Origin of the sequence: Brachybacterium sp. AOP43-C2-M15 (genome assembly GCF_052446295.1) — a bacterium.
Classification (GTDB): domain Bacteria; phylum Actinomycetota; class Actinomycetes; order Actinomycetales; family Dermabacteraceae; genus Brachybacterium.
On record NZ_JBQSWB010000005.1, the window covers coordinates 73,147 to 85,250 of the forward strand.

Consider the following 12,104-nt stretch of genomic DNA (forward strand, 5'->3'; position numbering starts at 1 on the left):
GTCGTTCACCCGGCATTGCGAGGATCGGCGGCGAAGGTTCCACCGGACAGAGGAGACAGCACCATGCGCGAGGCGTACCAGAGCGACCTGCGGCACATCGTCGACGACCTGGTCGACATGGCCGAGCTGGTCGGGACGGCCCTCGAGGGCGCGACCACGGCCCTGCTCGAGGGCGACCTCGCCCTGGCGGAGCGGGTCGTCACCGCCGATCCGCATCTCGACGCGCGCCAGGTCGAGCTGGACGCGAAGGCGGTCGAGCTCCTCGCACGGCAGTCCCCGGTGGCCACGGACCTGCGTCTGCTGGTCGCGACGTTGCGCATGAGCTCCTCGCTCGAGCGCATGGGCGACCTGGCCGCGCACGTCGCGCTGATCGCCCGTCGCGCGCATCCCGACCTCGCGGTGCCCACGCAGCACCGCGAGCAGGTGGCACGGATGTCCGAGCTGGGCCGGACAGCGCTGAGGGGAGCGGCCGAGGTGATCGAGAACCGCGATCTGGGGCTCGCGGCGCAGGTCGAGAAGCAGGACGACGAGCTGGACCGGCTGATGCTCGAGATCTCGCGCGAGATCTCCGCCGGCGGGGAGGACACCTACACCAACGCCCAGGTCATCGACCTCACCCTGCTGATCCGCTTCTACGAGCGGATCGGGGACCACGCCGTCTCGCTGGTGCGTCGTGTCGGCTTCCTGGTCACGGGCGATTCCCTGGACACCCTCAGCGAGGGCGTGGACGTCCAGGAGTTCTGAGCCCCGCACCGCAGAGCGCGCGGCGGGCCCGGTGCGAGAGCACCGGGCCCGCCGCGATCGGCTGCGCTCAGCCGCGGTTCGGACGCGGGCGGCGCGCGGTGAGCCGCTCGGCCCCGACCTTCGCACCGCGCCGGGCCGCCACCCGCAGGCCCTGCAGCACCACGCCGGAGATCGTCGCCCACAGCAGGATCTTCCACAGCGGCTGATCGTCCTCGGGATCCCTGATGGCCTCGATCTCGGACGACGGCAGGCCGTCCTTCTTGGCCTGTTTGCGACGCTGGGCGACATCCTTCTTCGCGGCCTTCTGGGTCTTCACGGTGGGCGCGTCCTCGCCGAAGACGGCACCCCAGCCGGCCGAGGCGGCCTTGTTGCCGAGAGTGGCCGCGATGACTCCGGCCACGGGGACGGCGATGCTCACGAGCGGATTGGCCACGTTTTCCTCCAGGCGTCGGGTGGTCCGGCGGAGCCGCCGGAGCGATGGTGCGGGGGCTCAGTAGGTCCCTGCGTGCTGAGCGTAATAGGTTCCCATGTCATCCGTGCGCAATGCCTCCCGCAGGACGTCCATCCCCTCCTCGTCCGTGGCGACGACGCTCGCACCGCCGCTGGTCGTGGTGGGCCCCGCGTGCGGCGCGGCGAGGAAGTACAGGTCGCCGCTGCGGACCGAGCGCAGCGACAGGCCCAGCTCGAGCATCGCGGTGCCGCTCAGCCCGTCGTCCGTGGTCAGGAACGGGGACACGGACTCGATGGTGTCGCCCAGCTTGCGGGGGTCGCTGAGGGTGTCGGCGCTGATGAGCTTGTCGGCGATGCCCTTGAGCACCGCCTGCTGGTTGCGGTTGCGCTGGAAGTCACCGTCGGAGAACTGCTTGCGCTCGCGCACGAAGGTCAGCGCCTCCTCGCCGTTCAGCGTCTGGACGCCCTCGGTGAACTCGTGCCCGCCGGCCTCGAAGGTGGTCGGGATCTGCACATCGATCCCGCCCAGGGTGTCCACGAGCCCCTCGATGCCGTCGAAGTCGATGAGGGCGACGTTGTCGATGGGCACGCCCGTGTAGTTCTCGACGGTGGTCACCGCGAGCCCCACGCCGCCGAAGGCGAGGGCCGAGTTGATGCGGTCCTTGCCGTGCCCGGGGATGTCCACGTAGAGGTCGCGCGGGAACGAGGTGATGTAGACGCTCTCGTCGTCGTCGGAGACGTGCACGAGCATCATCACGTCGGAGCGCTGGCCGCTGACTCCCTCGGAGGCGGCGTCCTCCTCGGAGCGCTTGTCCGAGCCCAGCAGCAGGAAGTTGCGGCCTGCGCCGTCCTCGGGCCGCTCGCCGGCGTCGGCGTCGCGCGTGATCTCCACGACCGTGCGCTTCTCGTAGGAGTTACTCAGGCCGTTGAGGTAGTTCACGATCACCAGGCCCACGCCGAGCACGAGCACGGCCACCAGGCCGAGGGCGATCAGGGCGGCGCGGCGGCCCCGGCGGGGGCTGTCATCGGGCTGATCGTCGTCCTCCCAGTCCGCGGGGAGGTCGAGGTCTGCGGGCTCGTTCATGGGTTCCCTCTCAGGCGGTGCCGCACGAAGCGGTCAGGCGTGTGCGGGCGCTCCGCTGCTGGAGGCGCCGTCCGGTACCGGATGCCGGGGCACCCGCGTGTACGCGAGATCCCATATTAGACGGCCCGCGGCCCGTCCCTTGTTCTCGAAGCTGGTCTTCACACGACCCTCGAATCGTGGTGCCCAGCCGGTGAGGGCCAGACCCTCCGGGACCCGGTCCGAGGACTCGCCCTCGGGCCGCGTCCCGGAGGGGTGGAGCAGGGCGAGCTCGGGCCGTGCGTCGAGCAGACGCCGCATGTGATGGGCGTACTGCGCCCAGTCGGTGGCCAGGCGGAGCACGGCGCCGTCGGCGAGCAGCGGCAGCACGGCATCGAGGAACGGCGGGTTGATCAGGCGGCGCTTGTGGTGGCGCGCCTTCGGCCAGGGATCGGCGAAGTACACCCACAGCTGGGAGATGGAGGCCTCGGGCAGCATCGCGGGCAGGGCCCGCTGCGCGTCCAGCGGCAGCAGCCGGAGGTTCCGGGGCCGGTCGGCCCGCTCCACCCGGCTGAGCGTCTGGGCGAGACCGGGCAGGTAGACCTCCACGCCCAGGTGGTCGCGCTCGGGATGGGCGGTCGCTGCGGCGACCAGGTTCTCGCCCAGACCGCTGCCCACCTCGACCACGAGCTCCGCCCGTCGGCCGAAGACCTCCTCGACGTCCAGCCGGGCGCCGTCCCCGGGGAGGGTGTCGCGCTCCCCGCGGGGCGGATCCAGCACGTACTGGCCCGAGAGGCGGTCCCACGAGCTCTGCCGGGACGGGGTGAGGCGCTCGCCGCGGCGCACGAACGAGACCACGTCGCGATGGGTCGTGCCGGGCGCGGCCTGCGGGGCGCGGTCGGTCCCGGGGCGGGGATGCTGGGTCATCGCCGGGTCACTGCTCGCGACGGACGAGGCCGTCCTCGACCACGAGCGCGACCGGGGGCAGGTGACGGGTGGCGGGGCCGACCAGCACCTCGCCGTTCGCGGCGTCGAAGCGGGAGCCGTGGCACGGGCAGTCGAGCTCCGTCTCCTCCTGGCGCAGTGCGCAGCCGTTGTGGGTGCAGTACCCGGAGTAGCCCGTCAGCTCGTCGCCGTCGCCGCGCACCAGCAGCACGAAGGGCTGCTGCCCGCCGAAGTTGACCAGCGTGCTGGCGTTCTCGGGGACGTCCTCGAGCGCGATCGCGCCGTCGTCCGCGCGCAGCGGCTCGGCGGTGCCGAATCCCTGGTCCTCGGGAGCGCAGGCCGCGAGAGAGCCCAGCCCGGCCGCGGTGGCGGGGAGCAGGAGGGCGTGACGGCGCGAGAGGCAGGGGCGTTCCATGACTCCAGGATAGCCAGCGGCCCGTCCGCGGGGGCGCGGCGAGGGGCTGGTGTGACGGCGTCGACGGAGCGCCCCGCTGCGCCCCTGCGGTGCGCCCCGCCGTGCACCGCGGCGACCTGCCCGCTGGTGCAGAGTCCGGTGCGGCGCCGTGACGGCGGAGGGATCAGACGTCGGCGGCGTCGAGTTCGCGCGGGTCCCAGGTGAGGATCCCGCCCGCCCGCCACCCGCGGTCGCGCACCGCGTCCAGCGCCTCGCGCCGACGCGCCGGGGTGAGACGGTCCAGGTACAGCGAGCCCTCGAGGTGGTCGACCTCGTGCTGCAGGGCGCGGGCGAGGACTCCGCCCTCGTCCTCCACCACGACCTCCGCGCCCTCGAGGTCGATGCCGGTCACGCGAGCTCCGCGGTGGCGTGCCGTGGGGAAGCCCTCGCCGGGCACGGAGAGGCACCCCTCGAGGGTCTCCTCGTCGAGCTCGATGCCGCCGAAGCGTTCTAGCACGGGGTTGATCACCACCCCGCTCCGGCGTTCGCCGCTCGCGTCCGCGCAGGAGTAGACGAACAGGCGCCAGCGGGACCCCACCTGGGGAGCGGCGAGCCCGGCGCCGGCGGCGGCCGCGTTGGTCTCGAACATGTCCGCCACCAGGGTGCGGAGCTCGTCGGTGACCTCTCGCACCCTGCGGGTGCGCTGGGCGAGGGCGCGATGGCCGACGATGGTGATCGGGCGGACGGTCATGCCGGGGGTTCTCCTGGTCTCGGGGGATCGACGTGGTCGTCCGGCACGGAGGACTCCGGCGCGGACGGCGGTGCGGGATCTGTGGGATCTGCGGGTCGTGCGGACGGTGCGGAATCCGGGGGAGCCGGGGGAGGCGGATCCGCGGTGGTCTCGACGGGGGCGCTGGTGATGCGGTGGCGCGTCGGGGGATTGACGGCGAGGAGGCTGCGGGCGTCGACGACCCACGGCCCGCGCTCGCGCCGCAGCGGATCGCCGGTGCGGACGGCCTCGGCGACCTGCCGCCCGAGCTCCTCGGCCGCCTCGGCGTCGGCGGCCAGGAAGTCGAGGGTGTGCGTGGCGTGCGGAGCGAGCACGAGGCGGTTCCCGGCGTCGAGACCGCTGGCGATCTGTCGGGCGCGCAGGAACTCGGCGTCCAGCGCCGCCCCGCCGATCACCACGATGTTCGCGATCCACATCAGCAGCAGGATCGCGATCAGTCCGTTCAGCGCGGTGAGGATCTCCGCGAAACGCGTCGCGTAGACGAGCAGCTGCCCCGCGGTCAGCGCGATGCCGAACAGCATCAGCACGCTCAGGGTGGAGCCGAGGGTCATCAGACGGTAGCGGGGCAGGCGCACGTTGGGGAACAGGTAGTAGGCGAGCGAGACCCCGATGATCAGGATGACCAGCAGGATCGGCCACTTCACGAGGTTCCAGGCGGCGAACGCGATGCGGGGGATGCCCACGAACTCGCCGATGCGCTGCGAGGCCTCGCCGCCGACGATGATCATCCCGATCGAGAGCAGGACCACCGAGACGATCAGCACGGTCTCGCCGAACACGATGGTGCGGAACCACAGGAACGGGCGCCCCTCGCGGGTGTCGAACACCCGATGCAGCGCGCGGTGGAAGGCGGCCACGCCGTTGGAGGCCGACAGCAGCGATCCGGCGGTGCCCAGCAGCAGCCCGAGCAGGCCGCCGCCGGTGGAGGAGACCGCCTGGATCGCCGTCAGGTAGGGCCGCGGGTCCAGTGTCGGGAAGATCTCCGTGATCATGCCGGACAGGGCGGTGAGGGTCTCCGCCTCGATCCCGATCAGCGACATCATCGACACCACCGCCACCGCGCCGGGGAACAGCGAGAGCAGCAGGTAGAAGGTCATCGTGCCCGCGACGTCCCACACCTGGATGTCCAGCAGGCGCATCCGCACCCGGTTCAGGACGTGCGGGATGCTCAGCCGGGGTCGAGTCAGCTCGACCACCGGCTTCGTCCGGCGGGGGCGTGATGCGGTCACCGTGCGGATGCTCCGGGCGTGAGGGGGCTGGACGCCCGGGTCGGGCGCTGAGGCAGACTATTCCACCCGGCGCCCCCTGCTGCGGGGAGGCGCCGCTCTGCTCATCCCTGGTCGATGATGTCGTCGGGGTCGCTCGCGACCGGGTACTCCCAGGGGTCCTCGGGGTCACCGGGGACGAACGAGGTCATGATCGAGCCGTCCGCCCGCTCGTCGCCGAGCCCGACGGGCCTGGCCAGCACCGCATCGTCGAGCATCGGCCCCTGATCGGTCAGGGGCACCGACGCGCCGTCCGCGGTCACGGCGACGGTCTCCCCGCGCACCGTGACCTCGGTGGCGTCCCCGTGCTCGAGGGTGAAGGAGATCTCGTCCCGCACCAGGCGCACCCGGAAGCGGGAGCCGCGCACGGTGAGCGGGAAGGACAGCTCGGGCCAGTCGGCCGGCAGGCGCGGATCGAAGGAGATCCGCCCGTCGTCGTGCCGCATCCCGCCGAAGCCGTGCACCAACGCGTTCCAGACACCGCCCGCGGAGGCGATGTGCACGCCGTCCCCGGTGTTGTGGTGCAGGTTGCCCAGATCCACGAACAGACCCGCGCGGAAGTAGTCCAGGGCGGCCGCCTGGTGCCCCACCTCCGCCGCCATGATCGACTGCACCACCGCGGAGAGCGAGGAGTCCCCGGTGGTGATCGGGTCGTAGTACTCGAAGTCCGCGCGCTTCTCCTCGGCGGTGAACTCGCTGCCGCGCAGGAACAGGGCGAGCACCACGTCCGCCTGCTTGAGCACCTGGAAGCGGTAGATCACCAGCGGATGGAAGTTCAGCAGCAGCGGGAAGACCTCGTCCGGGGTGCTCGAGAGATCCCAGATCTCGCGCTCGAGGAAACGGTCCTCCTGCAGGTGGATCCCCAGGGACTCGTCCTTGGCCACGTGCATGCCGTCCGCGCAGGCCTCCCACTGCTCGAGCTCCATCTCGTCCAGATCGAGATCGGAGCGCAGCGCCTCGTACGCGGTGGCGTCCGCGGTGCGCAGCTCGCGGACGGCCTGCGCCGCCCGGCGCAGGTTGAAGCGGGCCATGACGTTGGTGAACATGTTGTTGTTCACCACGGTCGTGTACTCGTCCGGACCGGTGACCCCGTTGATGTGGAAGCTCGCGCCGCCGTCCGCGCGCAGCCGCCAGAAGCCGAGATCCGACCACATGCGGGCGGTCTCCACGAGCACCTGCACCCCGTCGCGGTGCTGGAAGTCGAGGTCCCCGGTGACGTCGACGTACTGGGCGAAGGCATAGGAGACGTCGGCGTCGATGTGGTACTGCGCGGTGCCGGCGGCGTAGTAGGCCGAGGCCTCGTCGCCGTTGATCGTCCGCCAGGGGAACAGCGCCCCGCGCTGGTTCAGCTCGCGGGCGCGCTCCCGCGCCTTGGGCAGCATGTTGGTGCGGAACCGCAGCGCGTTGCGCGCCCAGCGCGGCTGGGTGAAGGTCAGGAAGGGGACCACGTAGATCTCGCTGTCCCAGAAGTAGTGCCCCTCGTACCCGGAGCCGGTGACCCCCTTGGCGGGGATGCCCCACTGGTCGGAGCGGGCCGCGGCCTGGGCGAGCTGGAACAGGCACCAGCGGGTGGCCTGCTGCGCCGCGGGCTGGCCCGGCAGCTGCACGTCCGAGCTGCGCCAGAAGTCGGCGAGATACTCCCGCTGCTCCTCGAACTGGGCCGTGAAGCCCTGGCGACGGACCCGATCCAGGGTGCGCCGGCAGCGGTCGAACAGCTCGCGGTGCGGGACCGAGCGCGAGGAGTGGTACGTGACGGCCTTGCGGACCGTGAGCGACTCGCCCTGCTCGAGATGGGCGCGCACCACCTGGCGGCCGAGGTCGGGGGTGGTGTCCACGAGGCGTTCGACCTCGGCCTCGGACTCCACCTGATGATCCGCGCCGACGGCGAGGGTCATCCCCGAGTTCGCCACCCGATAGCCCAGCAGCATGCGCCGCTCGCTGTGCCAGTCCTGGAGCGGCTCGAGCACCCTGTGGGTGAAGTCGGTGGTGCGCCGCGGATCGTCCTTGTCGGTGATCGGGCCGCCGTCCACGCCCCTGCCGAAGTCGTCGCGGAAGTCCTGGCGGTTGATGATCTGCGAGGAGATGGCGATCGGCGCGGAGCCCTCGAGCATCTCGACCCGCAGCGTCATCAGGGACAGATGCCGCTGGGGGAAGGAGACCATGCGCGAGCTGCTCACCCTGACCCGCTTCCCGGCGGGCGTGCGCCAGATCAGATCGCGGTGCAGCACCCCCTCGCGGAAGTCGATCCAGCGCTCGTACTCCTCGAGGTCCGCGATCGACAGCAGCAGCGGCTCGTCGTCCACGTACAGCTTGAGGACCGAGGAGTCCGGGACCGAGACCATCGTCTGGCCGGTGCGGGCGAAGCCGAAGGCGGACTCGGCGTGATTGATGTGCCAGGTCTCGTGGAAGCCGTTGAGGAAGGTCCCGTAGTTCTCCGCGTCGCGCCCCTCCTCGGGCGTGCCGCGCATCCCGAGATAGCCGTTGGCCGTCGCGAAGAGGGTCTCCTTCAGGCCCAGGTCGCCGCCCGGGCGCGCCTCGACCAGACGCCACTCGTCCACGGGCAGGTGGGCGCGGTCGACAGGGTCGGCGGGCACGGAGCGCAGGCGGCTCATGCGATCCCCTCCAGGTCGGCGATCTCCTCCAGGTCGGCGACGACGAGAGTGGCGCCGGCCGCGGTGAGCTCCGCGGCCCCGGCACCGCGGTCGACGCCGACGACGGCTCCGAAGCCGCCGGAGGCACCGGCCCGCACGCCGGAGACGGCGTCCTCGTAGACCACGGTCTGCGCGAGCTCGACGCCGAGCAGCTCGGCGGCGTGCACGAAGGTGTCGGGGGAGGGCTTGCCGGGGATCCCGTCCCGCGCGGCGACGTTGCCGTCGACGATGTGCTCGAATCGCTCCAGCAGCCCGGCACCGCGCAGCACCTCCTCCGCGTTGCGGGAGGAGGAGACGATCGCGAGACGGGCCGTGTCGGGCAGCGCGTCGAGGTAGGCGACCGTGCCGGGGTAGGGGTCCACTCCCTCGGTGCGGATCAGGTTCAGGACCAGGTCGTTCTTCCGATTGCCGAGCCCGCGCACGGTCTCGCTGCCGGGGGTCTGGTCGGCCGGGTCGTCGTCCTCGCCCTCGGGCACGTCGAGGGACCGCGACTCGAGGACGGCGCGCACGCCGTCGTAGCGGGGCCGGCCGTCGACGTGGGCGAAGTAGTCCTCGTCGGTGTACGGCTCGCTCACGCCGCGGGAGGTGAGGAACTCCTCGAACATCCGCGCCCAGGCGCGCATGTGCACCTCGGCCGTCGGGGTGATGACCCCGTCGAGATCGAAGAGATGGGCCGTGAACTCGGCAGGTCGGACGAGTCGCTCAGCAGTCACGGGCGACATGCTACGGGCAGCGGGGGCCAGGCCAGGAGTCCGTTCCGGCCGGGCGCGCGGTCGTGCGGTCGCCGCCCATGGCATCACCCCGGCAGGTGGGCTACCCTGCGGGGGTCCGCACCCGCGCGCGTGCGCCGGTGCGGAGCGGCTGAGACCTTCCGAGGAGAAGATGACTGTCACGGAGTCGCTGCCCGTGGTGGACGCGGTGCGACGCGAGCTCGAGATCGACGAGCAGATCCACGAAGGACGCCGCCGGGTGCGGGCCGTCCTCACCCTCACCACGAACATCACCCGATCCCCGGCCCAGCTGTGGCCGCTGCTGACCGCTCCTCGCGAGCTCGAGCGGTGGTTCGGCCCGGTCACCGGCGAGCTGCGCGAGGGCGGCCGGTTCGAGGCGCCTCGAGGAGCGCGAGGGAGCGTCCACGAGCTCGACGAGCCCCACCGCATCAGCCTCACCTGGGAGCAGGGCGGCGGCGAGGACCCGCTGCTGATCAGCCTGGACCCCGAGGACGACGGCACGACGCTGCTGCGCCTGCAGCACACCGCGCTGCTCGACGCCGAGGAGTTCGAGCGAACCGGTCCGGGAGCCCTCGCCGTCGGCTGGGAGATCGCCCTGCTCGCGCTCGCCGCGCTCACCGACGGATGGCGCGCCAGCTGCCTGGACGAGGTGCCGGACCCGACCTCCGCGTGGCTGCGGAGCCCCGAGGGCACGGCCTACGTGCGCGCCTGGTCCGTGCGCTGGGCGGCGGAGGCCATCGCCGCCGGGGTCGACGAGGAGGTCGCACGTCGGGGCGAAGCGTGGACCGCGCGCGGCGTCACAGGGCGGTGAGAGGGCTCCCGGATGCGGGGAGAGGGCGGTCGGAGACGTGAGCGGTCCGACCCCTGGAACTCTTTGCCTCGGCTCACTACCGGGTGACAGACTCGCGCAGTGACCACCTCTGCGCCGCGTCCTCCCTCGCGGGACCCGCGCACCCCGGGGCAGGTGATGCGCTCGCTGGTCCCCTCCGTGTACGCACCGACCCTGCTGGAGTTCGTGGGGCTGTCCGCCCTGATGCCGGTGGTCCCCCTGCTGGCCCGCGATCTCGGGTTCAGCGTGCCGCAGGCCGCCGCGATCACGACCGTCTTCGGGATCACCTCGTTCCTCGGCCCCATCCCCGCCGGGCGGTTCATCTCCCGCGTCGGGGCCCGACTCGCCCTGCTGATCACCGGCGCGCTGCTGGTGGTCTCCAACCTCGTCGCCTTCGTGACCATCGGCCCGGCCCTCGGGGGCGGGGGCGATCTGGAGCACCGGATCGTGCTGGTGGCGCTGCTGCTGGTGATCGCGGTGGCCATGCAGGTCTGGCATCTGGGACGGCAGTCCTACCTGGGCACCGCGCTGCCGGCGTCGATGCGGGCGCGGGGGATGACCCTGTTCGGCGGGACGATCCGCATCGGCGAGGTGATCGGCCCCCTGCTCGGCGCGATGGTGATGGCGCTCGCCTCGATGGCCGGGGTGTTCCTGCTGTTCGCCCTCGCCGCAGCCGCGGGGACGGTCATGATCGCGGTGTTCCTGCCGCCGGGGGAGAGCGGCCCCGACCGATCCGTCCGGCGCGGTGCGCGCGCGCCGCGCACTGCGGCCCGCGTGCGCCTGGACCGCGCCGTCCTGGGGCGGATGGTCGCGGTGGGCCTCGGCATCGCACCGGTGATGATGGCGCGCGTGAACCGCCCCGTGATCGTGCCGCTGCTCGGCGACGCCCTGGGCCTGGACCCGGTGTGGATCTCGATCGTGTTCGGCGTCAGCGCGGCGCTCGAGATCCTGCTGGTGATCCCCGCCGGCACACTGATGGACCGCTTCGGTCGCGCGGCCGTGGCGGTTCCCTGCGCACTGCTGATGGGCAGCGGGTTCCTGCTGCTGGCGGTGCTCGGCACGGTGCTGGCGGGGCAGGGTCCGCTCGCCGCGCTGCTCGCGCTGCTGGTGCCCTCGCTGCTGATCGGCCTGGGCAACGGGCTGGGGTCGGGGATCGTGATGACCCTGGGCATCGACGTCTCGCCGGTGCACGGCCGCACCACCTACCTCGCGTGGTGGAACACCATGCTGGGGGCGGGACGCCTCGCGGCCCCGCTGGTGGTCACCGGCATCACCCTGGTCGCCCCGGTGGCCGTGGCCGGAGCGGCGACGGGCGCGGTGTGCGTCGCGGGCGGGATCTGGCTGACACGCGTCCTGCCCCGCCTCACCCCGTCCGGTGGCGTCCGGCGACGGTGAGGCGGGGCAGGGGGAGCAGGTGCGGCGACGGGAGCGGCGAGCTCAGGCGGCCTGGCCCTCCAGCGCGGCCGCGGCGGTGCTCTGCAGCAGCTCCTGGGCCTCGTCCCGGGGGACGGCGCGGGCGATCGCGATCTCGGAGGCCAGCGGGTCGATGGCCTGCTTGAGGAGATTGCGCTCGGCGAGGCTCGACGGGGTGCCGCCGGAGTCGCGCAGGATGGCGCGGATGACCTCGACGCGGTCGCTGAGGCGTCCCGTCTGGAGCTGCATCTGCAGCGACTTGATCCGGTGGGCCCAGGAGGCCTTCTTCTCCAGGGCTTCGATCGGTGCGGCGAGCTGGTCGATCAGCTCGACGATCTCGGTCTCCTCGAGCAGCGGGCGCAGTCCCACGACGTCCTTGCCGTCGGCGGGCACGGAGATCCGCATCTCGTCCCCGATGACCTCGAGATCGACGTAGGCCCGCTCGGTGCCGCGCACGGTGCGCGTGCACGTGGAGACGATGCGCACCGGTCCGTGGACGGGATGGGTGAGCACCTCACCGGGAGTCGGGGCGGCGGCGTCGACGGATGCAGTGGCAACGGACAAGGGATTCCTCCTCGGTGGACCTGCGCGCCGGCGGTACCGCGGCCCTGGAGGGGTCGAGGCGGCCGCGCCCAGCATCGTCGACGCCCGGTCAGGGCTCGGTGCGAATGGGGGATCGGAACGGCTCGAGTGCCGCTCGGCCTGCAGGAACAGGGCGGCGGCACCTACGACGGCGCCAGCCCATCATCTCACGGATCTGACAACAGTTCCAGAGCGTGACGTCTCCACCTGGATCACACCGGGCACCGGGTCGCCCACGCCGGTGCCCGGG

At 72.1% G+C, this 12,104-nt stretch carries 12 protein-coding genes; 3 read left to right on the forward strand and 9 right to left on the reverse strand.

What is annotated here, in order from left to right; translation table 11 throughout:
* Window positions 1-63: 63 nt before the first annotated feature.
* Entirely contained in the window at window positions 64-744 is a 681-nt protein-coding gene (gene phoU / locus ACT3SP_RS06870) for a phosphate signaling complex protein PhoU (protein ID WP_444586522.1), read from the forward strand.
* Window positions 745-811: 67 nt separating this feature from the next.
* On the opposite strand, the gene ACT3SP_RS06875 is transcribed toward phoU, so the two are convergent.
* The 8 genes from ACT3SP_RS06875 to ACT3SP_RS06910 form a co-directional block, all read right to left on the reverse strand.
* Entirely contained in the window at window positions 812-1,177 is a 366-nt protein-coding gene (locus tag ACT3SP_RS06875) for a DUF4235 domain-containing protein (protein ID WP_444586523.1), read from the reverse strand.
* A gap of 57 nt (window positions 1,178-1,234) precedes the next feature.
* Window positions 1,235-2,278, reverse strand: coding sequence for an LCP family protein (locus ACT3SP_RS06880; protein WP_444586524.1), 1,044 nt, complete (start codon window positions 2,276-2,278; stop codon window positions 1,235-1,237).
* A 33-nt stretch (window positions 2,279-2,311) separates the two neighbouring features.
* Window positions 2,312-3,181 carry a tRNA (guanosine(46)-N7)-methyltransferase TrmB gene (gene trmB, locus ACT3SP_RS06885; protein WP_444586525.1) on the reverse strand — a complete coding sequence of 290 codons (870 nt, stop codon included), beginning with the start codon at window positions 3,179-3,181 and terminating at the stop codon, window positions 2,312-2,314.
* A gap of 7 nt (window positions 3,182-3,188) precedes the next feature.
* The gene (locus ACT3SP_RS06890) at window positions 3,189-3,614 is read right to left on the reverse strand and encodes a QcrA and Rieske domain-containing protein (RefSeq protein WP_444586526.1); all 426 of its coding nucleotides are present in this window, start codon (window positions 3,612-3,614) and stop codon (window positions 3,189-3,191) included.
* A gap of 163 nt (window positions 3,615-3,777) precedes the next feature.
* Window positions 3,778-4,344, reverse strand: a complete 567-nt coding sequence (gene def, locus ACT3SP_RS06895; RefSeq protein WP_444586527.1) for a peptide deformylase — start codon at window positions 4,342-4,344, stop codon at window positions 3,778-3,780.
* Window positions 4,341-5,612: a YihY/virulence factor BrkB family protein gene (locus tag ACT3SP_RS06900; RefSeq protein ID WP_444586528.1), complete on the reverse strand. Its 1,272-nt coding sequence runs from the start codon at window positions 5,610-5,612 to the stop codon at window positions 4,341-4,343. Before ACT3SP_RS06900 ends, def begins: the two co-directional genes overlap by 4 nt.
* 101 nt (window positions 5,613-5,713) lie before the next feature.
* Window positions 5,714-8,260, reverse strand: a complete 2,547-nt coding sequence (locus tag ACT3SP_RS06905) for a glycoside hydrolase family 65 protein (RefSeq protein ID WP_444586529.1) — start codon at window positions 8,258-8,260, stop codon at window positions 5,714-5,716.
* Entirely contained in the window at window positions 8,257-9,021 is a 765-nt protein-coding gene (locus tag ACT3SP_RS06910; RefSeq protein WP_444586530.1) for an HAD family hydrolase, read from the reverse strand. The genes ACT3SP_RS06905 and ACT3SP_RS06910 overlap by 4 nt, the downstream gene beginning before the upstream one ends.
* Window positions 9,022-9,181: 160 nt before the next feature.
* Here ACT3SP_RS06910 and ACT3SP_RS06915 point away from each other — a divergent pair, with 160 nt between their 5' ends.
* Both ACT3SP_RS06915 and ACT3SP_RS06920 read left to right on the forward strand, forming a co-directional pair.
* The gene (locus tag ACT3SP_RS06915) at window positions 9,182-9,841 is read left to right on the forward strand and encodes an SRPBCC domain-containing protein (RefSeq protein WP_444586531.1); all 660 of its coding nucleotides are present in this window, start codon (window positions 9,182-9,184) and stop codon (window positions 9,839-9,841) included.
* 99 nt (window positions 9,842-9,940) lie between these two features.
* Window positions 9,941-11,254, forward strand: coding sequence for an MFS transporter (locus tag ACT3SP_RS06920; RefSeq protein ID WP_444586532.1), 1,314 nt, complete (start codon window positions 9,941-9,943; stop codon window positions 11,252-11,254).
* 42 nt (window positions 11,255-11,296) lie between these two features.
* Here the strand turns inward: ACT3SP_RS06920 and ACT3SP_RS06925 are convergent, their stop codons facing one another.
* Complete coding sequence (locus ACT3SP_RS06925) at window positions 11,297-11,836, reverse strand: CarD family transcriptional regulator (RefSeq protein ID WP_444586533.1); 540 nt, start codon at window positions 11,834-11,836, stop codon at window positions 11,297-11,299.
* Between the last annotated feature and the right edge of the window lie 268 nt (window positions 11,837-12,104).